Annotated in this window: 21 protein-coding genes and 3 tRNA genes; 1 reads left to right on the top strand and 23 read right to left on the bottom strand. The window is 64.9% G+C overall.

The window, feature by feature from the left end; genetic code table 11:
* Positions 1–3: 3 nt before the first annotated feature.
* From ACWPN7_RS12475 to lon, 19 genes are all read right to left on the bottom strand, one after another.
* Positions 4–798: a biotin--[acetyl-CoA-carboxylase] ligase gene (locus ACWPN7_RS12475; protein WP_492273301.1), complete on the bottom strand. Its 795-nt coding sequence runs from the start codon at positions 796–798 to the stop codon at positions 4–6.
* Entirely contained in the window at positions 795–2,243 is a 1,449-nt protein-coding gene (gene nuoN, locus ACWPN7_RS12480; RefSeq protein ID WP_014240133.1) for an NADH-quinone oxidoreductase subunit NuoN, read from the bottom strand. Before nuoN ends, ACWPN7_RS12475 begins: the two co-directional genes overlap by 4 nt.
* Positions 2,244–2,253: 10 nt before the next feature.
* A complete protein-coding gene (locus ACWPN7_RS12485) occupies positions 2,254–3,780 on the bottom strand; it encodes an NADH-quinone oxidoreductase subunit M (RefSeq protein ID WP_014240132.1) in 1,527 nt (508 codons plus the stop codon).
* Positions 3,781–3,804: 24 nt separating this feature from the next.
* Entirely contained in the window at positions 3,805–5,892 is a 2,088-nt protein-coding gene (gene nuoL, locus ACWPN7_RS12490) for an NADH-quinone oxidoreductase subunit L (protein WP_459197690.1), read from the bottom strand.
* A gap of 9 nt (positions 5,893–5,901) precedes the next feature.
* Positions 5,902–6,210, bottom strand: coding sequence for an NADH-quinone oxidoreductase subunit NuoK (gene nuoK, locus ACWPN7_RS12495; RefSeq protein ID WP_014240130.1), 309 nt, complete (start codon positions 6,208–6,210; stop codon positions 5,902–5,904).
* Positions 6,211–6,212: 2 nt separating this feature from the next.
* A complete protein-coding gene (locus ACWPN7_RS12500; RefSeq protein ID WP_035673018.1) occupies positions 6,213–6,827 on the bottom strand; it encodes an NADH-quinone oxidoreductase subunit J in 615 nt (204 codons plus the stop codon).
* Positions 6,828–6,863: 36 nt separating this feature from the next.
* Entirely contained in the window at positions 6,864–7,352 is a 489-nt protein-coding gene (gene nuoI / locus ACWPN7_RS12505) for an NADH-quinone oxidoreductase subunit NuoI (RefSeq protein WP_014240128.1), read from the bottom strand.
* Between the two features lie 94 nt (positions 7,353–7,446).
* The gene (nuoH, locus tag ACWPN7_RS12510) at positions 7,447–8,457 is read right to left on the bottom strand and encodes an NADH-quinone oxidoreductase subunit NuoH (RefSeq protein ID WP_014240127.1); all 1,011 of its coding nucleotides are present in this window, start codon (positions 8,455–8,457) and stop codon (positions 7,447–7,449) included.
* Positions 8,450–10,534 (bottom strand): NADH-quinone oxidoreductase subunit NuoG, encoded by a 2,085-nt coding sequence (nuoG, locus tag ACWPN7_RS12515; protein WP_456525501.1) that lies wholly within the window; start codon positions 10,532–10,534, stop codon positions 8,450–8,452. Before nuoG ends, nuoH begins: the two co-directional genes overlap by 8 nt.
* Positions 10,535–10,549: 15 nt before the next feature.
* The gene (gene nuoF, locus ACWPN7_RS12520) at positions 10,550–11,842 is read right to left on the bottom strand and encodes an NADH-quinone oxidoreductase subunit NuoF (RefSeq protein ID WP_014240125.1); all 1,293 of its coding nucleotides are present in this window, start codon (positions 11,840–11,842) and stop codon (positions 10,550–10,552) included.
* Positions 11,843–11,852: 10 nt separating this feature from the next.
* Complete coding sequence (nuoE, locus tag ACWPN7_RS12525) at positions 11,853–12,470, bottom strand: NADH-quinone oxidoreductase subunit NuoE (RefSeq protein WP_459197692.1); 618 nt, start codon at positions 12,468–12,470, stop codon at positions 11,853–11,855.
* Positions 12,467–13,615: an NADH-quinone oxidoreductase subunit D gene (locus ACWPN7_RS12530; RefSeq protein WP_038531004.1), complete on the bottom strand. Its 1,149-nt coding sequence runs from the start codon at positions 13,613–13,615 to the stop codon at positions 12,467–12,469. The genes nuoE and ACWPN7_RS12530 overlap by 4 nt, the downstream gene beginning before the upstream one ends.
* A 68-nt stretch (positions 13,616–13,683) precedes the next feature.
* Positions 13,684–14,313, bottom strand: a complete 630-nt coding sequence (locus ACWPN7_RS12535; protein ID WP_038528393.1) for an NADH-quinone oxidoreductase subunit C — start codon at positions 14,311–14,313, stop codon at positions 13,684–13,686.
* Positions 14,314–14,337: 24 nt separating this feature from the next.
* On the bottom strand, positions 14,338–14,880 hold the full coding sequence (locus tag ACWPN7_RS12540; RefSeq protein WP_014240121.1) for a NuoB/complex I 20 kDa subunit family protein: 543 nt from the start codon (positions 14,878–14,880) through the stop codon (positions 14,338–14,340).
* Entirely contained in the window at positions 14,871–15,239 is a 369-nt protein-coding gene (locus ACWPN7_RS12545; RefSeq protein WP_014240120.1) for an NADH-quinone oxidoreductase subunit A, read from the bottom strand. Before ACWPN7_RS12545 ends, ACWPN7_RS12540 begins: the two co-directional genes overlap by 10 nt.
* A gap of 344 nt (positions 15,240–15,583) precedes the next feature.
* Positions 15,584–15,660 (bottom strand) — tRNA-Asp (locus tag ACWPN7_RS12550).
* Between the two features lie 164 nt (positions 15,661–15,824).
* Positions 15,825–15,899: transfer RNA gene (locus ACWPN7_RS12555), tRNA-Val, on the bottom strand.
* 106 nt (positions 15,900–16,005) lie between these two features.
* Positions 16,006–16,278 (bottom strand): HU family DNA-binding protein, encoded by a 273-nt coding sequence (locus ACWPN7_RS12560; RefSeq protein ID WP_038528397.1) that lies wholly within the window; start codon positions 16,276–16,278, stop codon positions 16,006–16,008.
* 164 nt (positions 16,279–16,442) lie between these two features.
* Positions 16,443–18,857, bottom strand: coding sequence for an endopeptidase La (gene lon, locus ACWPN7_RS12565; RefSeq protein WP_038528399.1), 2,415 nt, complete (start codon positions 18,855–18,857; stop codon positions 16,443–16,445).
* 276 nt (positions 18,858–19,133) lie between these two features.
* Between lon and ACWPN7_RS12570 the strand changes: the two genes are divergently transcribed.
* Complete coding sequence (locus ACWPN7_RS12570) at positions 19,134–19,871, top strand: hypothetical protein (protein ID WP_459197693.1); 738 nt, start codon at positions 19,134–19,136, stop codon at positions 19,869–19,871.
* A gap of 76 nt (positions 19,872–19,947) precedes the next feature.
* Here the strand turns inward: ACWPN7_RS12570 and clpX are convergent, their stop codons facing one another.
* The 4 genes from clpX to ACWPN7_RS12590 form a co-directional block, all read right to left on the bottom strand.
* Positions 19,948–21,216 (bottom strand): ATP-dependent Clp protease ATP-binding subunit ClpX, encoded by a 1,269-nt coding sequence (clpX, locus tag ACWPN7_RS12575; RefSeq protein ID WP_038528404.1) that lies wholly within the window; start codon positions 21,214–21,216, stop codon positions 19,948–19,950.
* A gap of 212 nt (positions 21,217–21,428) precedes the next feature.
* Complete coding sequence (clpP, locus tag ACWPN7_RS12580; protein ID WP_038528407.1) at positions 21,429–22,064, bottom strand: ATP-dependent Clp endopeptidase proteolytic subunit ClpP; 636 nt, start codon at positions 22,062–22,064, stop codon at positions 21,429–21,431.
* Between the two features lie 102 nt (positions 22,065–22,166).
* Positions 22,167–23,501 (bottom strand): trigger factor, encoded by a 1,335-nt coding sequence (gene tig, locus ACWPN7_RS12585; RefSeq protein WP_038528410.1) that lies wholly within the window; start codon positions 23,499–23,501, stop codon positions 22,167–22,169.
* Positions 23,502–23,592: 91 nt separating this feature from the next.
* A tRNA-Leu gene (locus ACWPN7_RS12590) sits at positions 23,593–23,677 on the bottom strand.
* Positions 23,678–23,801: the final 124 nt, after the last annotated feature.

The raw sequence follows: 23,801 nt of genomic DNA on the forward strand, positions 1-23,801 counted from the left end.
CTCTCAGGTCTCCACCGCGGGTGGGAAAAACACGTCTCCGGCGGCGATGCGCTGGCGCCCCGCCCCGTCATCCCGATCAAGCAACAGAACGCCGTCGCTGTCCAGATCGGCGAAGGTGCCGGTCAGCGTGCGGTCCGGCAGACGGACGACGATGGGCTCGCCCAGACCCCGCGCCCGCTTCAGCCAGGCGGCGCGCACCGGGCCGAAGCCATGCTCCGCCCAGACGCCGTACCAGCGCGCCAACTGCTCCGCGTAGATTTCCAGCAGGACCGCGGGCTGGAGCGCCGGGGCGCCCTCCGCCGCCAGCGACGTGGCCGCGTAGTCGGTGCCCTCGGGAAAATGCCGCAGGTTGATGCCGACGCCGAGCACCAGCCAGGAGACCCCGCCCCCGGCCGCTGCCTCCGACTCGAGCAGGATGCCGGACAGCTTGCGGCCATGCACCAGAACATCGTTCGGCCATTTGCAGCGCACGCCGTCGGGATCGGGGAGAACGGCGGCGGCGGTGTCGGCGATGGCGAGCGCCGCCACGAACGAAATCTGCGCCGCCTCGGCCGGCGGGCGCGAGGGACGCAGTATGGTCGAACTGTACAGATTGCCTTCCGGCGAGGTCCAGGCCCGGCCGCGGCGGCCGCGGCCCGACTCCTGCCGCTTGGCCCATACGATGGTGCCTTCGGCAGCCCCCGAACGCGCGAAGGCCTTCGCCTCGTCGTTCGTGCTGCCGACGGAGTCGAAGGCCATCACCCGGAAGCCCGAAGGCAGGCGCAAACGCGCCGCCTCCGCTTCGTTGCCTGCCGTCATCCGGCGAACAGCGAGGCCGCCGCCGCCGCCGCGTAGTTCAGGATCGGCGCCGGAACCACGAAGAACAGCAGGGTGAACAGGCCGGTGGCGATCAGGATGCCGGTCATCCCGTCATCGCCGATCTTGTCGAACGCCTCCACCGGCTCATCGAAGTACATGATCTTGATGATGCGCAGGTAATAGTAGGCGCCCACGACGCTGGTCAGCACGCCGATCACCGCCAGCGTGTAGAGCTGCGCCTCGATGGCGGCGAGGAAGACGTAGAGCTTGCTGAAGAAGCCGGCCATCGGCGGGATGCCCGCCATGGAGAACATGAACACCGCCATCGCGCCCGCCAGCAGCGGGTTGGTGCGCGACAGACCGGCGAGGTCCTTGATCTCCTCGACCATGCGGCCCTGCTGCTTCATGCACAGGATGACCGCGAAGGTGCCGATGTTCATGACGATGTAGACCGCCATGTAGATCAGCACGCCGCGCACGCCTTCCTGGGTGCCGGAGGCGAGGCCGACCAGGGCGTAGCCGACGTGGCCGATGGAGCTGTAGGCCATCAGCCGCTTGATGTTGCTCTGGGTGATCGCCGCGAAGGCGCCGAGCGACATCGAGAGGATCGAGCTGACGATGATGATCTGCTGCCACTGGTGGGCCAGATGACCGAACGGCTCGATCAGCAGGCGGGTGACCAGCGCGATGGCGGCGACCTTCGGGGCGGCGGCGAAGAAGGCCGTGACCGGGGTCGGCGCGCCCTCGTAGACGTCCGGCGTCCACATATGGAACGGAACGGCGGAGATCTTGAAGGCCAGACCGGCGACGACGAAGACCAAGCCGATGATGACGCCCACCGACGGATGCGCGCCGCCGGCGAACAGGGCGGCGATCTTGTCGAAAGAGGTCGTGCCGGCGAAGCCGTAGACCATCGACGCGCCGTACAGCAGCATGCCCGAGGAGAGCGAGCCGAGCACGAAGTACTTCAGGCCCGCTTCCGAGGACTTGGCGCTGTCGCGGCGGAAGGCGGCGATGACGTAGAGCGCGAGGCTCTGCGTCTCCAGCCCGACATAGAGGGAGATGAGGTCGTTGGCCGACACCATCATCAGCATGCCGAGCGTGGCGAAGAGCATCAGCACCGGGAACTCGAACCGGGCCATCTTCTCGCGCTCGTTGAAGCCGAGCGCGAGGAGGACCGACAGCGAGGCGGCGACGAGGATCAGCACCTTCATGAAGACGCCGAAGGCGTCCATCACGAAGAGGCCGTTGAAGGTGACGACCCGGCCGGTGCCGTAGCCCATGGTCAATATGGCAGCCAGCAGCAGCGCCACCATCGTCATGTAGCCGATGGGGCGCGTGAAGCCGTCGCCGCGGAACACGCCGATCAGCAGCAGGGCCATGCCGGCGCAGGCGAGGAAGATTTCCGGCAGGGCCGGCCAGATGTCGGGAAACACAGCGGTCATGTCGGAACCTCTAGCGCGCGGCGACGGAGACGTCGGCCCCGCCCTGAGCGGCGGCCAGCTTGGTCTGGTAGGTCTGGATCAGCTGCCCGACCGACGCCGAGGTGACGTTCAGGAAGCTGTTCGGGTAGACGCCCATCCACAGCACCACGACGATCAGCGGCAGGAAGATGGCAACCTCGCGGGTGTTCAGGTCGAACATCGCGCGGACGTCCGCCTTGACCAGCTTGCCGTACACGACGCGGCGGAACAGCCACAGCGCGTAGGCCGGGCCCAGGATCAGGCCGGTGGCGGCCAGGAAGGCGACCCAGGTGTTGTCGCGGAAGGCGCCGAGCAGGACCAGGAACTCGCCGACGAAACCGGAGGTGCCCGGCAGGCCGACCGAGGCCATGGTCATGAACAGGAAGACCACCGCGTATTTCGGCATGTTCTTCACCAGACCGCCGTAGCGGGCGATCTCGCGGGTGTGCAGCCGGTCATAGACGACGCCGACGCAGAGGAAGAGCGCGCCCGAGACGATGCCGTGCGACAGCATCGTGAAGATCGAGCCCTCGATGCCCTGCTGGTTCAGCGCGAACATGCCGATGGTGACGAAGCCCATGTGGGCGACGGACGAGTAGGCGATCAGCTTCTTCATGTCCTCCTGCGCCAGGGCGACGAGGGAGGTGTAGATCACCGCGACGATCGACAGGGCGTAGACCATCGGGGCGAAATACTCGGTCGCCTCGGGCAGCATCGGGATGTTGAAGCGCAGGAAGCCGTAGCCGCCCATCTTCAGCAGAACACCGGCCAGGATGACCGACCCGGCGGTCGGCGCCTCGACGTGGGCGTCGGGGAGCCAGGTGTGCACCGGCCACATCGGCACCTTCACCGCGAAGGACGCGAAGAAGGCCAGCCACAGCCAGAGCTGCATGTTGCGCGGGAAGTGGGTCGCCGTGATCGTCGGGATGTCCGTCGTGCCGGCCGCGAAGTACATGGCCAGGATGGCCAGCAGCATCAGGACCGAGCCGAGCAGCGTGTAGAGGAAGAACTTGAACGCCGCATAGACGCGCCGCGCCCCGCCCCAGACACCGATGATCAGGAACATCGGGATCAGCACGCCCTCGAAGAACATGTAGAAGAGGACGAAGTCCAGCGCGCAGAACATCCCCACCATGAGGGTTTCCAGCACGAGGAAAGCGATCATGTATTCCTTCACCCGGGTCTGCACCGCCTCCCAGGAGGAGAGGATGCAGAGCGGCATCAGGAAGGTGGAGAGGATGACGAACAGCATCGAAATGCCATCCACACCCATGTGGTAGGAGATCCCGAACTCGGGAATCCACGCCGCCTTTTCCACGAGCTGGTAGCCCGGGTTGCGCGGGTCGAAGTTGAACCAGATGAACAGCGACAGGACGAAGGTGATGACCGTCGTCCAGAGCGCGACGTAACGGACGTTCCGAACCACATCCGGCGTGTTGCCCCTGCAGAAGAGCAGGATCAGCGCCACACCGGCCAGCGGCAGGAAGGTCGTGAACGACAGGAGCGGCCAGCTAGCCATTGTTCTTGTTCCCCTTCAAACCGCTCAACCGAACACCGAGAGCCAAGCCACCAGCAGCACCACACCGATCACCATCGCGAAGGCGTAGTGATAGACGTAGCCGGACTGGAGGCGGCTGGCGCGCGCCGCGACGTCGCGGGTGGCGGCGGCGATCCCGTCCGGACCGACACCATCGATCACGGCGCCGTCGCCGGATTTCCACAGGCCGTAGCCCAGATACTTGGCCGTGCGCACGAACAGACGGTCGTACAGCTCGTCGAAGTACCACTTGTTGTACAGGAACTGGTGCACGCCACGGAACGTGGTGGCGACCTTCTCCGGCAGGCCCGGGATCGCCATGTACATGATGTAGGCGAGCGCGATGCCGATCAGGCCGACGACCAGCGGAGCCAGCTTGACCCAGCCCGGGGTGTGGTGGTGGGCCGCCTCGATGCTGTTGTTGTCCGCCAGCACCAGGATGGTCTTGCCCCAGAAATGCTCCATGCTGTGGCCGATGAACAGCTCGTGGAAGCCGAAGCCGGCGAACAGCGCGCCCACCGCCAGGACGGCCAGCGGGATCAGCATGACGATCGGCGATTCATGGGCGTGGTCGAAGACCGACTTCTCCATCCGCGGCTTGCCGTGGAAGGTCATGAACAGCAGACGCCAGGAGTAGAAGGCGGTCAGCAGGGCCGCGGCGATGCCGAGCGCGAAGGCGAACTTGCCGACCGGGCTGGCCGAGGCGAAGGCAGCCTCCAGGATCATGTCCTTGGAGTAGTAGCCGGCGAAGAAGGGCAGACCGGCCAGCGCGAGGTTGCCGATCCACATCACCGCGTAGGTGAAGGGAATCTTCCGCCAGACGCCGCCCATGTTGCGCATGTCCTGCTCGTGGTGCAGGGCGTGGATCACCGAGCCGGCGCCGAGGAACAGCAGAGCCTTGAAGAAGGCGTGCGTGAACAGGTGGAACATCGCGGCGCCGTAGGCGGAGACGCCCGCGGCGAAGAACATGTAGCCGAGCTGGCTCATGGTCGAATAGGCGATGACGCGCTTGATGTCGAACTGGGTGAAACCGATGGTCGCCGCGACGAAGGCCGTCAGGGCGCCGACCACGGCCACGATCTCCAGCGCCGTCGGGGCGTATTCGAAGACCGGGGACAGGCGGCAGACCATGAACACGCCGGCGGTCACCATGGTGGCCGCGTGGATGAGCGCCGACACCGGGGTCGGGCCCTCCATGGCGTCCGGCAGCCAGGTGTGCAGGCCGAGCTGGGCCGACTTGCCCATGGCGCCGATGAACAGCAGCAGGCAGGTGACGGTCAGCGCGTCAAAGTTCCAGCTGAGGAAATGCAGCGTCTGGCCGGCCAGCTCCGGCGCCTTGGCGAAGATCGCGTCGAACTGGACGGAGCCCGTCAGCACGAAGATCGCGAAGATGCCGAGCACGAAGCCGAAGTCGCCGACGCGGTTGACCAGGAAGGCCTTGATCGCCGCGTTGTTGGCCGAGGGCTTCTCGTACCAGAAGTTGATGAGCAGGTAGGAGGCGAGACCCACGCCCTCCCAGCCGAAGAAGAGCTGCACGAGGTTGTCGGCCGTCACCAGCATGAGCATGGCGAAGGTGAACAGCGACAGGTAACCCATGAAGCGCGGCTTCTGCGGGTCCTCGGCCATGTAGCCGATGGAGTAGAGGTGGACCATCGACGACACGGTGTTGACCACCACCAGCATGACCGCGGTGAGCTGGTCGACGCGCAGCGCCCACGACACGTCCAGGCCGCCGCTGCGCATCCAGCTCATCAGCTCGATCGTGCGGGGATGCCCGCCGACGGCGACGTCGAAGAACAGCACCCAGGACAGGATCGCGGAGAGCAGAACGGCACCGGTGGTGACGAACTGCGCGGCGCGGTCGCCCACGGTGGGCGGCCCGGCGACAACGTGATGGTCGTCGTGCCCGTCGTCGTGATGCTCATCGTGAGCGTGCGCGTCGTGCGCATGGGCATCATGGCCATGACCGTGGTCATGCCCGTGATGATCGTGGTGGCCGGCGTGCGCCGGCTCCGCCTTCGGCCCGCCGAACAGGGCGATGGAACCCGCGACGAGGAACGCCAGGAGCGGGAGGAATACGACAAGGACTTCCATGGCGCTGCCTTAGCCCCTCATCAGATTGATGTCTTCGACCCGGATGGAGCCGCGGTTGCGGAAGTACACCACCAGGATGGCGAGACCGATGGCCGCCTCGGCGGCGGCGACGGTCAGGATGATCATGGAGAAGACCTGCCCGACCAGATCGTTCAGGAAGACCGAGAACGACACCAGATTCAGGTTCACGGCGAGCAGCATCATCTCGATCGACATCAGGATGATGATGACGTTCTTCCGGTTGAGGAAGATGCCGAGGACGCCGAGCGTGAAGATGATGGCCGAGACCGTCAGATAATGCCCGAGACCGATTTCCATGATCACACGCCCTCCCCGGTCGGCACCTTGCGGATGGCGACCACGTCCTCGCGCCGACGGGCGAGCTGGGAGCCGATGTTCTGCTTCCGGACACCCTCACGCTGACGCAGGGTCAGGACGATGGCGCCGATCATGGCGATCAGCAGCACGATGCCCGACGCCTGGAACAGATAGACGTAGTGGGTGTAGATCAGCTGGCCGAGCTGCTCGGTGTTGGTCGCGCCGGCCATCGCCGCGACCGGCGCCGAGGCGGCTTTCTCCGCCGCCGGCGCGATGATCCAGCCGCCGAGCACAGCGGCCAGCTCGGCCAGCAGGATGAGGCCGATCAGCCCGCCGATCGGCAGGTACTGGAGCGCGCCCGCCCGCAGCTCGCGGAAGTTGATGTCGAGCATCATCACCACGAACAGGAACAGCACCGCGACCGCGCCCACATAGACGATCACCAGGATCATCGCGATGAACTCGGCCCCGAGCAGCACGCACAGGCCGGCGGCCTGGAAAAAGGCCAGGACCAGATAAAGGACCGAATGAACCGGATTCCGCGCCGAGATGACCATCACACCGGAGGCCACCAGCAGCGCGGCAAAGACGTAGAAGGCGATGCCTTGAACAATCATCGTTATCCCCGTTTCCGCTTACCGCACTGCAACGACTTACCGGTACGGCGCCTCGGCCGCGAGGTTCTGGGCGATTTCCGCTTCCCAGCGGTCGCCGTTCGCCAGCAGCTTCTGCTTGTTGTAGAAAAGCTCTTCACGGTTCTCGGTGGAGAACTCGAAGTTCGGACCCATCACGATGGCGTCCACCGGGCAAGCCTCCTGGCAATAGCCGCAGTAGATACACTTCGTCATGTCGATGTCGTAGCGCGTGGTGCGGCGGCTGCCGTCCTCACGCGGTTCGGCCTCGATGGTGATGGCCAGGGCCGGACACACCGCCTCGCACAGCTTGCAGGCGATGCAGCGCTCCTCGCCGCCGGGATACCGGCGCAGGACGTGCTCGCCGCGGAAGCGGGGGCTGATGGGGCCCTTTTCGAACGGGTAGTTCAGGGTCACCTTGGGCTTGAACATGTAGCGCAGGGTGAGCCCGAGGCCGCCCAACAGTTCGGTCAGGAACAGGCTGCGCGCCGCACGATCGAGGAACGCCATGGCCTCTTCGTCTCCTTCCTAGCGGGCGCCCCGTTCCGGGTGACGCCCGCGCATTCTCTTTGAAACTCGATCCGATGGTCCGTTCAGGCGCCGGTCACTTCGGCAGCCAGCCGAACGTCACCAGCACGCCGGCCGTCAGCACGACCCACAGCAGCGAGAACGGCAGGAACACCTTCCACCCCAGACGCATCAGCTGGTCGTAGCGGTAGCGCGGCATGGTCGCGCGGACCCACACATAGACGAACAGGCAGAAGGCGATCTTCAGGGCGAACCAGATCGGGCCGGGGATCCAGGTGAAGGGCGCGAACGGCAGCGGCGGCAGCCAGCCTCCCAGGAACAGGATGCTGGTCATCGCGCTCATCAGGATCATGTTGGCGTATTCGCCAAGGAAGAAGAGCGCGAAGGGAGCCGAGCTGTATTCCACCATGAAGCCGGCGACCAGCTCCGACTCGCCTTCCGGCAGGTCGAAGGGGGACCGGTTGGTTTCCGCCAGCGCCGAGATGAAGAAGATGACGAACATCGGCAGCAGCGGGATGGCGAACCAGATCGTCTCCTGCGCCTCGACGATCTTCGTCAGGTTCAGCGAACCGACGCAGAGCAGAACGGAGATGATGACGAGGCCCATCGAGACCTCGTAGGACACCATCTGCGCCGCCGAGCGCAGCGCGCCGAGGAAGGCGTAGCGCGAGTTCGACGCCCAGCCGGCCATCACGATGCCGTACACGCCCAGCGACGAGATCGCGAACAGGTACAGGATGCCGACGTTGATGTCGGCCAGCACCATGCCGTAGTCGAAGGGAATGACCGCCCAGGCGACCAGCGCCAGGAAGAAGGTCAGCATCGGGGCCAGATAGAACACGAAGCGGTTCGCGCCGACCGGCAGGATCTGCTCCTTCGCGAACAGCTTCAGGCCGTCCGCGAAAGGCTGCAGAAGCCCGAACGGGCCGACGATGTTCGGGCCCTGGCGGAGCTGCATGGCGCCCATGATCTTACGCTCGGCGTAGGTCATGAAGGCCACGGCCACCAGGAGCGGCACTACGATCGCCAGGATCTTGAGGACGATGATGATCAGCGGCAGCAGGAAGCCGCTCCAGAACTCAGCCATGGGTACCGGTCCTCTCCTGAGCGCTCTCGGCGGGCTTCACGGCGGGCTTCACGAACGTCTCGGCGCAACGAGCCATGGTCACCGAGGCGCGGCTGATCGGGTCGGTCATGTAGTAGTTCGCGACCGGCGACTGCAGCGGGGCCGCGTCGAGCGCGCCCTCCGTGCCGAACCGCGTCCAGGGGGCCGGCGTGACCGAACCGACCGCCGCGAAGACCGGGTTGACCTCGGCCAGACGGCGACGGATCTGCGTCAGGCTGTCGTAGGGCAGCTTGTGGCCGAGCTGTTCCGACAGGGCGCGCAGGATCTTCCAATCCTCCCGCGCCTCGCCGGGCGGGAAGGTGGCGAGACGCGCCTGCTGCGGACGGCCCTCGGTGTTGACGTAGAGGGCGTTCTTCTCGGTGTAGGCGGCGCCCGGCAGGATGACGTCGGCGCGGTGGGCGCCCTTGTCGCCGTGGTGGCCCTGGTAGACCACGAAGGCGTTGCCCAGAGCGGCGGTGTCGATCTCGTCGGCGCCCAGCAGGTACACCACGTCGATCTCGCCCTTCCCTGCCCCCTCGACGATGCCGGCGGTGCCGCGACCGCCCTCGCCCGGCAGGAAGCCGATGTCGAGGCCGCCGACGCGGGACGCCGCCGTGTGCAGCACGTTGAAGCCGTTCCAGCCGTCCTGAACCACGTTGAAGGTCTCGGACAGCTTGCGCACCGCGGCTTGAACAGCGGCGCCGTCCTTGCGGCGGAAGGCGCCGGCGCCGAGGATGACCATCGGGTTCTTGGCGCCGCGCAGCGCATCGGCGAAGGCATGCGTGCCGTCGACGAGCTGCTGCAGGGCGTCGGTGCCCGTGCCGAGATGGCTGTACGGGTAGGTCAGCTCGCGGGCCTCGCCGATCACCGCGACCTTCAGGCCACCCATCAGGTAGCGCTTGCGGATGCGGGCGTTGACGATGGTGGCTTCCCAACGCGGGTTGGTGCCGACCAGCAGGATGACGTCGGCCCGCTCGATCCCGGCGATGCCGCTGTTGAACAGGTAGCCCGCGCGGGACGAGGTGTCGAACAGGGCGCCGTCCTGGCGGCAGTCGATGTTGGCCGAGCCGAGGCCGGCCATCAGTTCCTTGAGCGCCAGCATGGACTCGGTGTCGGCCAGATCGCCCGCGATGGCGGCGATGCGGTTGCCCGGGACGCCCTTGACCTTGGCGGCGATGGCCTGGAAGGCCTCGGCCCAGGTCGCCGGCTGGAGCTTGCCGTCCTTGCGGACGTAGGGGCGGTCGAGACGCTGGCGCTTCAGCCCGTCATAGGCGAAGCGGGTCTTGTCGGCGATCCACTCCTCGTTGACGTCCTCGTTGACGCGCGGCAGGACGCGCATCACCTCGGGACCGCGGGTGTCGACGCGGATGTTCGAGCCGACCGCGTCCAGCACGTCGACCGTCTCGGTCTTGCGCAGCTCCCACGGGCGGGCCGTGAAGGCGTAGGGCTTGGACAGCAGAGCGCCCACCGGACAGACGTCGGCGAGGTTGCCCGACAGCTCCGACCCGATGGCCTTCTCGACGAAGGTGGTGATCTCCATATGCTCGCCGCGGTTCACCGCGCCGAGGTCGGGAACGCCGGCGATCTCGTTCACGAAGCGGATGCAGCGCGTGCAGTGGATGCAGCGCGTCATCTCGGTCCGGATCAGCGGCCCCATGTACTTGTCCTGGACGGCGCGCTTGTTCTCGCCGTAGCGACCACGGTCGAAACCGTAGGCCATCGCCTGGTCCTGGAGATCGCACTCGCCGCCCTGATCGCAGATCGGACAGTCCAGCGGGTGGTTGATCAGCAGGAATTCCATGACGCCCTTGCGGGCCTTGTGCACGAGCTCGGTGTTGGTCTTGACGACCATCCCGTCGCCGCAGGGCATGGCGCAGGCGGCCACCGGCTTGGGCGCGCGCTCCATCTCCACGAGGCACATGCGGCAGTTCGCCGGCACGCTCAGACGCTCGTGGTAGCAGAAGCGCGGGATCTCGATGCCCAGCTGTTCGCAGGCCTGCAGGATCGAGGTGCCCGGCTCGACTTCGATCTCGATCCCGTCGATGGTGAGTTTCGGCATGGGAAACCGGGCTCCTTACTCGGCCGCCAAGGACTTGGCGGCGTTGCGGTAGTCGAGGATGCGGCGCTCGACCTCCGGCCGGAAATGCCGGAACAGGCCCTGGATCGGCCAGGCCGCGGCATCGCCGAGCGCGCAGATGGTGTGCCCCTCGATCTGCTTGGTGACCTCCAGCAGCATGTCGATTTCCTCGACGCGCGCGTTGCCGGTCACCATGCGCTGCATGATGCGGTTCATCCAGCCGGTGCCCTCGCGGCACGGCGTGCACTGGCCGCAGCTCTCATGGGCGTAGAACTGGGACAGGCGGGCGATGGCCTTCACCACGTCGGTGGACTTGTCCATCACGATCACCGCCGCGGTGCCCAGGCCCGAGCGCACGTCGCGCAGGCTGTCGAAGTCCATCAGGACCGTGTCGCAGATCGACTTCGGCAGCAGCGGCACCGACGAACCGCCGGGGATGATCGCCAGCAGGTTGTCCCACCCGCCGCGCACGCCGCCGGCGTGCTTCTCGATCAGCTCCTTCAGCGGGATGCCCATCTCCTCTTCCACGTTGCACGGCTTGTTGACGTGCCCGGAGATGCAGAAGAGCTTGGTGCCGGTGTTCTTCGGACGGCCGAGACCGGCGAACCACGCCGCACCGCGGCGCAGGATGGTCGGAACCACCGCGATGGATTCGACGTTGTTCACCGTGGTCGGGCAGGAATAGAGACCGGCCTGGGCGGGGAACGGCGGCTTGTTGCGCGGCTGGCCCTTCTTGCCCTCGATGGACTCGATGAGCGCGGTTTCCTCGCCGCAGATGTACGCACCCGCGCCGCGGTGGATGTAGATATCGTAGTCGTAGCCGGTGCCGCAGGCGTTCTTGCCGATCAGCCCCGCCTCGTACGCCTCGTCGATGGCGCGCTGGACGTTGGAGCCCTCGTTGTAGAACTCACCGCGGATGTAGATGTAGCAGGCCGACGCGCCGATGGCGAAACCGGCGATCAGGCAGCCCTCGATCAGCTTGTGCGGATCGTGGCGCAGGATGTCGCGGTCCTTGCAGGTGCCCGGCTCGCCCTCGTCGGCGTTGATGACGAGGTAGACCGGCTTGTCCGTCACGTTCTTCGGCATGAAGGACCACTTCATGCCGGTGGAGAAGCCGGCGCCGCCGCGCCCGCGCAGGCCGGATTCCTTGACCTGCTCGATGATCCACTCTTTGCCCTGGGCGATCAGGGCCTTGGTGTTGTCCCAGTCACCACGCTTCCGGGCGGCGTCCAGGCCGAAGCTCTGGTAGCCGTACAGGTTGGTGAAAATGCGGTCCTCGTCGCGAAGCATCGCATCCCCCTCAATCGGCCGTGGTGGTGAAGGCCTTCAGAGTCGTCGGGCCGCCCACCGGTTCGGAGGACTGCCGGCCGATCTGCGAGCCGTGCTTGGGGATCTCGCCGCCCTTGAGGGCGTCGATGATCTTTTCCATGTGTTCCGGGCTGACGTCTTCGTAATAGTCGTCGCCGATCTGGACCACCGGCGCGTTGACGCAGGCGCCCGAACACTCGACCTCGCGCAGCGTGAACTGGCCGTCCGCGGTGGTCTCGCCGACGCCGATGCCCAGCTTGCGCTCGCAGGTATGCACGATGTCGTCCGACCCGCGCAGCCAGCACGGCGTGGTCGTGCAGACCTGGATGACGTGCTTCCCGACCGGGGTCTTGTTGTACATCGTGTAGAAGGTCGCGACCTCGTACACGCGGATGCGCGGCATGCCGAGCAGGTCGGCGACGGCGTCCATGGCGACGCGCGGCAGCCAGCCATCGCTCTGGCGCTGGGCCAGATCGAGCAGCGGCATGCAGGCGCTGGCCTGCTTGCCCGCCGGATACTTCGCGATGATGGCCTTCGCCCGGTCCAGGTTTTCCGGATTGAAGGCGAAGGAGGCCGGCTCCTTGGCCGGGTCGTGAGCCGGGGCGCTCATCGGTCAATTTCTCCGAACACGATGTCCATGGACGCGATGTTGGCCACCGCATCGGCCAGCATGTGGCCCTTCGACATGAAGTCGAGGCCCTGCAGGTGGGCGAAGCCTGGCGCGCGGATCTTGCAGCGGTACGGCTTGTTCGTGCCGTCCGACACCAGATACACGCCGAACTCGCCCTTTGGCGCCTCGATGGCGGTGTAGGTTTCGCCCGCCGGGACGTGGAAGCCCTCGGTGAAGAGCTTGAAGTGATGGATCAGCGCTTCCATCGACCGCTTCATCTCGCCGCGCGGCGGCGGGGAGACCTTGCGCTCCTCCGCGCGCACCGGGCCGTCGGGAAGCTCCTTCAGGCACTGGCGGATCATGCGGTTGGACTGGCGCATCTCCTCCATGCGGACGAGGTAGCGCGCCCAGCAGTCGCCGGTCAGGCCCACCGGCACGTCAAAGTCCATGCGGTCGTAGACTTCGTAGGGCTGCGACTTGCGCAGGTCCCAGGCGACGCCCGAGCCGCGCAGCATCGGGCCGGTGAAGCCCCAGTTGAACGCCTCTTCCTTGGTGACGACGCCGATGTCGACGGTCCGCTGCTTGAAAATGCGATTGTTCGTCAGCAGATTGTCAATGTCGTCAACAAACTTCGGGAAGCGCTCCGTGAACTCCCAGATGTCGTCGGTCAGGCCAGCGGGCAGATCCCAGGCGACGCCGCCGGGACGGAAATAGTTCGCATGGAGGCGCGCGCCGCACACACGCTCGTAGAACTCCATGAGGATCTCGCGTTCCTCGAAACCCCACAGCGCCGGCGTGATCGCGCCGACGTCGAGCGCGCCGGTGGTGATCGACAGGATGTGGTTCAGGATGCGCGTGATCTCGGAGAAGAGGACGCGGATGTACTGGGCGCGCAGCGGCGCCTTGATCTGCAGCAGGTTCTCGATGCCAAGCACATAGGCGTGCTCCATGCACATCGGGCTGACGTAGTCCAGGCGGTCGAAATACGGAACGGCCTGCAGGTAGGTCTTGTACTCGATCAGCTTCTCGGTGCCGCGGTGCAGCAGGCCGATGTGCGGGTCGCAGCGCTCGACGACTTCGCCGTTCAGCTCCATCACCAGACGCAACACGCCGTGGGCCGCAGGGTGCTGCGGCCCGAAGTTCATGGTGTAGGGCTTGATCTGGGTCTTGCCGCCGGACTGGCCGGCGGCGGGGTGTGCGGACGTGGCGATGGTCACGGCTTGCTCCCGGAGTCAGGGGCCTGGGCCTTCTCGTCGCCGGGCAGCATCACGTTCGTCATGCCTTCCCAGGGCGACAGGAAGTCGAAGCTGCGGAAATCCTGCGTCAGGCGGACGGGTTCGTAGACGACGCGCTTCTGGTCCTCGTCGTAGCGGCACTCGACATAGCCCGTCATCGGGAAGTCTTTGCGCAACGGGTGACCTTCGAAACCATAGTCGGTCAGGATGCGGCGCAGATCCGGATGGTCGGAGAAGAAGATCCCGAACATGTCCCAGGTTTCACGCTCGAACCAGCCGGCCGCGTTGTACACCGGCACGGCCGAGGCCACGGGAGTGTCCTCGTCGGTGGTGACCTTCACGCGGAGGCGCCGATTGTGCTTGTAGCTCAAAAGGATGTAGACGACCTCGAAGCGTTCCTCCCGCTCCGGCCAATCCACAGCGGTGACGTCGAGCAGCTGCTCGAACGAGCAGGTCGGATCGTCACGCAGGAAGGTGAGCGACTTGATGAGCGAGGGCCGGCGGACGGTCACCATCAGCTCGCCAAGCTTCAGCTCGACCTTCAGGACGTCATCGCCGAGCGTCGCGGCGATATGGTCCCCAAGTTCCTTCAACGCCTGTTCGGACATGGCCAGGACCTGCCTTTTTCTTATTCAGCGAGCGATGCGGTTGCCGCGCCGGATCTTCTTTTGGAGTTGCAGAATGCCGTAGACCAGCGCTTCCGCGGTCGGAGGACAGCCCGGCACGTAAATATCGACCGGAACGATCCGGTCGCAGCCGCGCACCACCGAGTAGGAATAGTGATAGTAGCCGCCGCCGTTGGCGCAGGAGCCCATCGAGATCACCCAGCGCGGTTCCGGCATCTGGTCATAGACCTTGCGCAGCGCGGGGGCCATCTTGTTGGTCAGCGTGCCGGCCACGATCATGCAGTCGGACTGGCGCGGGCTGGGGCGCGGAATGACGCCGAAACGGTCCAGGTCGTACCGGCTCATGTAGGCGTGGATCATCTCCACCGCGCAGCAGGCCAGACCGAAGGTCATCGGCCACAGGGAACCGGTGCGGGCCCAGGCGAGCACATCCTCGTACTTCGCCGTGATGAAGCCCTTTTCCTGGATCTCCTCGGTGACCGCGCGGAGATAGGCGTCCTGTTCCGGTCCGGGCGGAATCGGCGCCAGCTTGGCAGCCTCTACTCCCATTCCAGAGCTCCTTTCTTCCACTCATAGATGAAGCCGATGGTCAGGATCCCAAGGAACACGATCATCGACCAGAAACCGAAGAGGCCGATGTCCCCGAGCGCCACGGCCCACGGGAACAGGAAGGCGACCTCGAGGTCGAAGATGATGAACAGGATGGAGACCAGGTAAAACCGCACGTCGAACTTCGTGCGGGCATCCTCGAACGGCTCGAAGCCGCACTCGTAGGGGGAGAGCTTCTCCGAATCCGGATTCTTCGGGCTGATGACGTAAGACGCGCCAACCATCACCACGGCCAGCGCGATACCGATCAACAGGAACACCAGGATCGGAAGGTACTCAATGATCAGCGGGTTGGTCACCGCGGTCCTCCCATAAGCCCACGCCACGATCGCCGGTACGGCCCGTAATCGGCCGACGCGCGGTGTCGTGGCTGGAATGCCTTGGATTAGCCCATCAGACGGGGCGGAATATATGACGAGAGCGTGATCAAGGAAAGCGCTTTAAATCGCTTTCGGCCAACGAATCCACTCTGCGGAAATGAGCGGATGTCCTTGGTATTACCAAACTTTTTAAATGACCCTTCTCTCTATCCGGCTTATCGGATATGCGGGTCGAGCTAATCGGATATAGGGACCGCGGACCTGCCGGTAAAGCCGTGAAGGCTTCGTTTTCTTTGCAAAAAGGAGAATGCAGAGGGAGAGAATGGCGCGAGTGACGGGACTTGAACCCGCGGCCTCCGGCGTGACAGGCCGGCGCTCTAACCAACTGAGCTACACCCGCGCAACGCGGCGAAGTGAAATGCGCAAGAACAGGCGTCCGTGTCATAGGATCGCAGCGCAGTTTCCGGAGCCACGCCCCGTCGCCGATGGGCGGTTTCTAGCCGCCCGACGCATAACCTGTCAATCACGAATTTGAAAGGGACGTGCCGGAAGGACCGGGCGCGATGGTGGGCGATGAGGGCTTCGAACCCCCGACCCTCTCGGTGTAAACGAGATGCTCTACCGCTGAGCTAATCGCCCGCGCCGCGTCGTTGACCGGATTGGCGTTCCAGACAACGCAAAGCCGGCCAGCTTGTGCTGACCGGCGCGCACTATGCCCGGAATGCCCTGTCCGTTCAAGGCGTCATCACTTCAACCCGTCCTTCAGGGTCTTGCCCGGTTTGAACTTCGGTTGTTTTGACGCGGGAATGGCGATCTTCTCGCCGGTGCGCGGGTTGCGTCCCTCGCTGGCCGCGCGCTCGGAGACCGCGAATGTGCCGAAGCCGACCAGACGAACCTCCTCCCCGTTCTTGAGCGAGTCGGCGATGCCGTCGAAAACGGCGTCGACCGCCTTGGTCGCATCGGTTTTGGACAAACCCACGGCGTCGGCGACGTGCGCCACCAGATCGTTCTTGTTCACTTACTTCCCCCCTTCTCAAACCGGCAAAGAAAATGGAAGCAAAGCCGCCCAATGATTTCACGCATTCAAACGATAAACGCGACATCGCCCGCCCGTCAATTGCAGACGGGCGGGCGATGCGAAGCATGGTAGCGCTTTAAAGGTGCTTTAAACGCCGGACTCGATCAGTGACGAAGCACCTCGCCTCCGCCGTCGGTCTGCGGCTTGGCGACCGCCGGCTCGACCGCCTCCGGTTCCTTCCACTCAATGGGCTCGACTTCCCGAACCAGGGCGTGTTTCAGGACGTCGTCGACGGTGCTGACCGGAATGATTTCCAGGCCGCGCTTCACGTTGTCCGGGATGTCGGCGAGATCCTTCTCGTTGTCCTTCGGGATCAGCACATGCTTCAGGCCGCCGCGCAGAGCGGCCAGCAGCTTCTCCTTCAGACCGCCGATCGGGAGCACCCGGCCGCGCAGGGTGATCTCGCCGGTCATCGCCACGTCCTTGCGGACCGCGATGCCGGTCAGGACCGAGACGATCGAGGTGATCATCGCCACACCCGCCGACGGGCCGTCCTTTGGGGTGGCGCCCTCGGGCACGTGGACGTGGATGTCCCGCTTCTCGAAGAGCGTCGGCTTGATGCCGAAGGCGGTGGCCCGCGACTTGACGTAGCTCTCCGCCGCCTGGACCGACTCCTTCATGACGTCGCCCAGCTTGCCGGTGGTGGTCACACGCCCCTTGCCAGGGAGGCTGACCGCCTCGATCGACAGCAGCTCGCCGCCGACTTCCGTCCAGGCCAGCCCGGTGGTGACGCCCACCAGATCCTCAAGCTCCGCCTCGCCGAAGTGGAAGCGACGGACGCCGGCGTACTTATCCAGGTTCCGGCGGGTGACCGAGACCTTGGCGCCGGCGGAGCCCTTCATCAGGATCTCCTTCACGGCCTTGCGGCAGAGATTGGCGATCTCGCGCTCCAGACTGCGGACGCCGGCCTCCCGCGTGTAGTAGCGGATCAGGTCGCGCATCGCGTCGTCGGAGATCGTGAATTCACCCTTCTTCAGGCCGTTCGCCTCGATCTGCTTCTCGATCAGGTGACGCTTGGAGATTTCGACCTTTTCGTCCTCGGTGTAGCCGGCGACCCGGATGATCTCCATACGGTCCAGCAGCGGCTGCGGCATGCGCATCGTGTTGGCCGTGCAGACGAACATCACGTCCGACAGGTCGTAGTCGACCTCCAGGTAGTGGTCGTTGAAGGTGCCGTTCTGCTCGGGGTCGAGGACCTCCAGCAGGGCCGACGACGGGTCGCCGCGCCAGTCGGCGCCGAGCTTGTCGATCTCGTCCAGCAGGAACAGCGGGTTGGATGACTTCGCCTTCTTCATGCCCTGGATGACCTTGCCGGGCATCGAGCCGATGTAGGTGCGCCGGTGACCACGGACCTCGGCCTCGTCCCGCACGCCGCCGAGCGACATGCGCACGAAGTTGCGCCCCGTGGACTTGGCGATCGACTTGCCGAGCGAGGTCTTGCCGACGCCGGGCGGCCCGACGAGGCAGAGAATCGGCCCCTTCACCTTGTTCATGCGGTTCTGGACCGCAAGATACTCGAGGATGCGTTCCTTGACCTTCTCCAGGCCGTAATGGTCGGCGTCGAGGATCTTCTGCGCGAGCTTCAGGTCCTTCTTCACCTTGGTGCGCTTCTTCCACGGAATGGACAGCATCCAGTCCAGGTAGTTGCGCACCACCGTCGCCTCGGCCGACATCGGGCTCATGGAACGCAGCTTCTTCAGCTCGGCCAGTGCCTTGTCGCGGGCTTCCTTGGAGAAGCGGGTCTTGTTGATCTTCTCTTCCAGTTCGGCCGACTCGTCGCGGCCGTCCTCGGTCTCGCCGAGTTCCTTCTGGATCGCCTTGAGCTGTTCGTTGAGGTAGTACTCGCGCTGGGTCTTCTCCATCTGCCGCTTGACGCGGTTGCGGATGCGCTTTTCCACCTGCAGGACGCCGATCTCACCTTCCATGAAGGCGTAGACCCGCTCCAGACGCTCCGACACCGTGGCGCATTCCAGAAGCTGCTGCTTCTCCGGAATCTTCAGCGCGAGGTGGGAGGCCACGGTGTCCGCCAGCTTGCCCGGCTCCTCGATCTGGTTGATCGAGACCAGGACCTCCGGCGGGATCTTCTTGTTCAGCTTGATGTACTGTTCGAATTGCGAGACGACGGCCCGGCCCAGCGCTTCAAGCTCCTGGCTTTCCCCGACCTTCTCCTCGACGAGGTCGGCGTGGGCCTGGAAGAAATCCTCGTTCTCGGCGAACTTGGTGATGGACGCGCGCTGGCCGCCCTCCACCAGCACCTTCACCGTTCCGTCCGGCAGCTTCAGCAGCTGCAACACGGTCCCAACGGTGCCGACGCTGTAGATATCGGCCGGCGTCGGATCGTCCTGCGCGGCGTTCTTCTGGGTAACGAGAAGGATCTGCTTGTCGTCCTTCATAACGTCTTCCAGGGCGCGCACGGATTTCTCGCGGCCGACGAAAAGAGGCACGATCATGTGGGGGAAAACCACAATGTCGCGGAGCGGCAGGACCGGATAGAGGGCACCACGAGGGATTTCGAACATTGATTGGGCCTCTTTCATTGGGACGCCGTCAGCCCGGGATGGGCCTGGGAGGAACCCCGCCTCGGGGATGAGCGCAGGGATCGGAAACCGGCACTTTTTCTAACGTGGCACAGCCATAGCCCCCCTTCAAGGGCCAGAACCCCAATTCCGTATGGCGGTGCGGCAAGGGCTTAACCCTTGTCACGACGCGGCTGCGCCTTCACGGCGCCGTCGGCCTGACCGTCCTTCCACCGATGCCACACCTCTGCCGGTGGCGGCGGTTCGAAGGAGCTTTTCATGAAAAGATGCGCGCCCGCGGATCTGCGAAACCAACTGGTTGCCGATGCCGACGGCTTCCTTGGGAACAACATCGTCTGCTATCCGACGCAGCAGATGAACCGCTCCGACTTGCCTGAAATATACAAGTCTCCGTTTTTCTACCTGCTCGACCAGAGGCGGGAATTGCATGTCGAGACGGTCAACCGGGAGGTCTACAGGAAGAATTACACGGTCAGCCGCCGGTCAAGACTGTTGGGATTTTTCAGAAAGGATTGGGAGTGGAGCGTCGCCGGCGCTTATTGCCTCACAAGCCCCGACCTGGGTTTGCGCCCCATGACGACGCCCACGCCGAGCTGGTGCGCCTACTATCTTCCCTGGATTTCAGACAAGATCACCCAGATCACCTTGGGCGATGGCGCCGACCTGTTCTTCAACGCGACCATGGACGGCTGCTCCTTCGGCTGGGCCGCCAAGGCGAACCAGACAGTCAGCGTCGCTCACGCGAATTTGTGCAACATCGAGGGAATGACAGAAGACGCCACGGCGGCGGAACTGCGCAACCTCAACCCCGATTTCTCAATTTACGGGCCCAGCCGGTATCGCGCCTTCGGAGATCAAGCCAAATGCTCACTCGTCGGCGTGCGCGTCCAAGGGCGGTGGCGATTGTACAGCCAAGTCTATACCGAAGACATGAGCAGCGAGGGCGATGTTGTAAGATACGCGTACAAGATCTGCAACGTGAGCCGGTTGATGTGACCAGCGGCCCCGCCCGGGCATGAAAAAGGGCGCCCGAAGCGCCCTTTCTCGTTTTCGCAACCTCCGCCGGTGAGGGTCAGGCGCCAGGCGCCTGTTGCTCCCCGCGGCGTTCGGCGTGGACGTAGAGCGGCTTGGCCCGCCCCTCGACCACTTCCTTGTTCACCAGGATGCTCTCCACCCCCGAAAGCCCCGGGAGATCGAACATCGGGTCAAGCAGGATCGACTCCATGATCGAGCGCAGGCCGCGCGCGCCGGTCTTCCGCTGGATCGCCTTGTGGGAGATGGTGCGCAGGGCGTCGTCGGAGAACTCCAGACGGACGTCCTCCATCTCGAACAGGCGCTGGTACTGCTTGACCAGGGCGTTCTTCGGCTTGGTGAGAATCTCCACCAGAGCCGCCTCGTCGAGATCGGCCAGGGTGGCGACCACCGGCAGACGGCCGATGAACTCGGGGATCAGACCGAACTTCAGCAGATCCTCGGGCTCGACCTCGCGCAGGATATCGCCGGTCGAGCGCTCGTCCGGACCGCGCACGTCGGCACCGAAGCCGATCGAGGTGCCCTTGCCGCGCTGGGCGATGATCTTGTCGAGACCGGCGAAGGCACCGCCGCAGATGAACAGGATGTTGCTGGTGTCGACCTGCAGGAACTCCTGCTGCGGATGCTTGCGGCCACCCTGCGGAGGCACGGAGGCGACGGTGCCCTCCATGATCTTCAGCAGGGCCTGCTGCACGCCCTCGCCCGACACGTCGCGCGTGATCGACGGGTTGTCGGACTTGCGGCTGATTTTGTCGACCTCGTCGATGTAGACGATGCCGCGCTGCGCCCGCTCGACGTTGTAGTCGGCGGCCTGGAGCAGCTTGAGGATGATGTTCTCGACGTCCTCACCGACATACCCCGCCTCGGTCAGGGTCGTGGCGTCGGCCATCGTGAAGGGAACGTCGATGATCCGGGCGAGCGTCTGGGCGAGCAGCGTCTTGCCGCAGCCGGTGGGGCCGACCAGCAGGATGTTGGACTTCGCCAGTTCGACGTCGTTGTGCTTCGTGCCGTGCGCCAACCGCTTGTAGTGATTGTGCACCGCAACCGAAAGGACCCGTTTCGCGTGATGCTGGCCGATCACGTAATCGTCCAGTACCGCATGGATGTCGCGCGGGGTCGGCACGCCGTCGCGGGACTTCACGAGGGTCGTCTTGTTCTCCTCGCGAATGATGTCCATGCACAGCTCGACGCATTCATCGCAGATGAACACCGTCGGACCGGCAATCAGCTTGCGGACCTCGTGCTGGCTCTTGCCGCAAAAGGAGCAGTAGAGCGTGTTCTTCGAATCGCCGCTGCTGGACTTGCTCATCGGTACTCCGTCATCTCGCGGGGGACTGATCCGTATAACCTGTCAACCGCCTGCGGCGTCCCCCGACGCCGGTCCTTTCAAAGGTTGTCCCGGGCATGGCCCGTGACAAGGTTAACGCATCCGCTCATCCTTCGAACCCGATCCATCGGACCGGTTCCCCATCATTCAACAACAGGGAACCGGCGCAATCAATCATTAGTTCGCGCGCCCCATCAGGCGGCGTTGCCGTCGCCGATCGAGCCGGGGCGCTTTTCCACGACCTCGTCGATCAGGCCGAAGGCCTTGGCTTCCTCGGGCGACATGAACTTGTCACGCTCCATGGCCGCCTCGATGGTGTCGAGCGACTGGCCGGTGTGCTTGACGTAGATGTCGTTGAGGCGCGAACGCAGCTTCAGGATCTCCTGGGCCTGGATCTCGATGTCCGAGGCCTGGCCCTGGGCGCCGCCCGACGGCTGGTGGATCATGATCCGGCTGTTCGGCAGCGAGAAGCGCTTGCCCGGCGCGCCGGCGGCGAGCAGAAGCGAGCCCATCGAGGCCGCCTGCCCCATGCACACCGTCGACACCTGTGGACGGATGTACTGCATGGTGTCGTAGATGGCGAGGCCGGCCGAGACGTAGCCGCCCGGCGAATTGATGTAGAGCGCGATGTCCTTGCTCGGGTTTTCCGATTCCAGGAACAGCAGCTGCGAGCAGATCAGGCTGGCGACGGCGTCGTTCACGCCACCGATCAAGAAGATGATCCGTTCCTTCAGCAGGCGCGAGTAAATATCGTACGCTCGTTCGCCCCGGTTGGTCTGCTCGATGACCATCGGGACCAGAGCATTCATCTTCGGTTCGAAGTCGTACATGGTGGTCTTCCCTGCTCCCGCAGCTCGGTTAGTCGTCTGAGCAGTCTACATATAGGAATGGAAAGGGGCGACCGGTAGGCCGCCCCTCAACCTTTCTGACGATCAGGCCGCCTCGGCCTCCTCGTCGGGGTCCTTCATCAGCTCTTCGGCGGACACCGGCTTCTCGCTCACCTTGGCCTGGTCCAGGATGTAGTCGACGACCTTGTCCTCGAAGAGCGGGGCGCGGAGGTTTTCCAGCGCTTCCCGGTTCTGCTTGAAGAACTCGAACACCTGACGCTCCTGGCCGGGGAAGCGGCGGGCTTCCGCGATCAGGGCGCGGTTGATCTCGTCCTGGGTCACCTGGATGTCGTTGCGGCGGCCGATTTCCGACAGCAGCAGGCCCAGGCGCACGCGGCGCTCGGCGATGCCGCGGTACTCGGTCTTCAGCTCCTCTTCCGGCTTGCCGGCGTCCTCACCGGCGGTGCCATTCTTCAGCTCCTGCTGAAGGCGCTGCCAGATGCCCTCGAACTCGACGTCCACCATGCCCGGCGGGACCTCGAAGGAGTGCGCCTCGGCCAGCTTGTCGAGGAGCTGGCGCTTGACGCGCAGGCGCGACACGTTGGCGTACTCGCTCTTGATGCGGTCGCCGACGGCCTCGCGCAGCTTCTCCAGGCTCTCCATGCCGAACTCCTTGGCGAGGTCGTCGTTGACCTCGGCCGGGACGTTCTTGCGGAGTTCCTTGACGTCCACCTCGAACACGGTGTCCGCGCCCTTCAGGCGGTCGTGCGGGTAGTCCGCCGGGAAGGTGACCTTCACCGTGCGGTGCTCGCCGGCCTTGGCGCCGACCAGCTGGTCCTCGAAGCCCGGAACGAACTGGTTGGCGCCCAGCTCCAGCGGGTAGTCCTTGCCGTCCATGCCCGGCAGGGCCTCGCCATCGACCGAACCGGCGAAGTCGATCACGGCGATGTCGCCCTTCTCGGCCGCGCGGTCCTCGGTGACCGGGGCCTGCACCGAATGGGCCGAGGCCAGACGGGTCAGCGCCTCGTCGACGGCCGAGTCCTCGACCGTGGCGACCGGCTTCTCAAGCTCCAGGCCGCTGAGATCGCCCGGCTCGATGTCCGGCAGAAGCTCGACGCCCATGGTGTAGGACAGGTCGCCGCCGTCCTCGTACTTCTCGACGTTGATCTTCGGCTGCATGGCGATGCGCAGGCCGCGCTCGTTCAGCGCTTGGCGCGAGCTGTCGGCGATCGCATCCTCCAGAGCCTCGGCCAGCACGCTGCCGCCGTAGCGCTGCTTGATCACGGCAACCGGCACCTTGCCCGGACGGAAGCCGGGGAGCTGCACCGTCCGGCGCAGCTCTTCGAGCCGGCCCTGCACCTTCTGTTCGATATCCTGGGCGGAAATGACGACCTTGTACTCGCGCTTCAGGCCGTCGGCGCTGGTCTCGGTGATGTTCATCGGAACGAAAGCCTATCTCGTTGTCCGGCCCGGCGGCGCCCGTCCGGGCGGCCCGAAACCGTGTGTTCCCATGCGGTCCAAGCTGTTGCCATGGTGCGGGCGAAGGGACTCGAACCCCCACGACCGAAGTCACCGGAACCTAAATCCGGCGCGTCTACCAGTTCCGCCACGCCCGCAATGGCATAGACAGCCCGCGACGGGTGCGGAACACCCGACGGACTGCCGGCGAAGTCCGCTCTATAGCACAGGGTTCGCGCCGCAAACAGGCAAAATGGGCGCCGTTCCGCACGCCATTGGTGG

It is taken from the genome of Azospirillum sp. UENF 312511, from assembly GCF_058780635.1.

Excerpts from the sequence above, each read along its gene's own strand:
- lon (WP_038528399.1), bottom strand. The coding sequence starts at position 18,857 with ATGTTCGAAATCCCTCGTGGTGCCCTCTATCCGGTCCTGCCGCTCCGC.
- nuoH (WP_014240127.1), bottom strand. The coding sequence starts at position 8,457 with ATGGCTGAGTTCTGGAGCGGCTTCCTGCTGCCGCTGATCATCATCGTC.
- ACWPN7_RS12540 (WP_014240121.1), bottom strand. The coding sequence starts at position 14,880 with ATGGGAGTAGAGGCTGCCAAGCTGGCGCCGATTCCGCCCGGACCGGAA.
- nuoI (WP_014240128.1), bottom strand. The coding sequence starts at position 7,352 with ATGGCGTTCCTCGATCGTGCGGCGCGCAGCCTGTTCCTGACCGAACTG.
- nuoK (WP_014240130.1), bottom strand. The coding sequence starts at position 6,210 with ATGGAAATCGGTCTCGGGCATTATCTGACGGTCTCGGCCATCATCTTC.
- clpP (WP_038528407.1), bottom strand. The coding sequence starts at position 22,064 with ATGTACGACTTCGAACCGAAGATGAATGCTCTGGTCCCGATGGTCATC.
- nuoG (WP_456525501.1), bottom strand. The coding sequence starts at position 10,534 with ATGCCGAAACTCACCATCGACGGGATCGAGATCGAAGTCGAGCCGGGC.
- nuoE (WP_459197692.1), bottom strand. The coding sequence starts at position 12,470 with ATGAGCGCCCCGGCTCACGACCCGGCCAAGGAGCCGGCCTCCTTCGCC.
- ACWPN7_RS12485 (WP_014240132.1), bottom strand. The coding sequence starts at position 3,780 with ATGGCTAGCTGGCCGCTCCTGTCGTTCACGACCTTCCTGCCGCTGGCC.
- nuoL (WP_459197690.1), bottom strand. The coding sequence starts at position 5,892 with ATGGAAGTCCTTGTCGTATTCCTCCCGCTCCTGGCGTTCCTCGTCGCG.
- ACWPN7_RS12475 (WP_492273301.1), bottom strand. The coding sequence starts at position 798 with ATGACGGCAGGCAACGAAGCGGAGGCGGCGCGTTTGCGCCTGCCTTCG.
- ACWPN7_RS12570 (WP_459197693.1), top strand. The coding sequence starts at position 19,134 with ATGAAAAGATGCGCGCCCGCGGATCTGCGAAACCAACTGGTTGCCGAT.
- ACWPN7_RS12535 (WP_038528393.1), bottom strand. The coding sequence starts at position 14,313 with ATGTCCGAACAGGCGTTGAAGGAACTTGGGGACCATATCGCCGCGACG.
- clpX (WP_038528404.1), bottom strand. The coding sequence starts at position 21,216 with ATGAGCAAGTCCAGCAGCGGCGATTCGAAGAACACGCTCTACTGCTCC.
- nuoN (WP_014240133.1), bottom strand. The coding sequence starts at position 2,243 with ATGACCGCTGTGTTTCCCGACATCTGGCCGGCCCTGCCGGAAATCTTC.
- ACWPN7_RS12530 (WP_038531004.1), bottom strand. The coding sequence starts at position 13,615 with ATGAACTTCGGGCCGCAGCACCCTGCGGCCCACGGCGTGTTGCGTCTG.
- ACWPN7_RS12500 (WP_035673018.1), bottom strand. The coding sequence starts at position 6,827 with ATGATTGTTCAAGGCATCGCCTTCTACGTCTTTGCCGCGCTGCTGGTG.
- tig (WP_038528410.1), bottom strand. The coding sequence starts at position 23,501 with ATGAACATCACCGAGACCAGCGCCGACGGCCTGAAGCGCGAGTACAAG.
- nuoF (WP_014240125.1), bottom strand. The coding sequence starts at position 11,842 with ATGCTTCGCGACGAGGACCGCATTTTCACCAACCTGTACGGCTACCAG.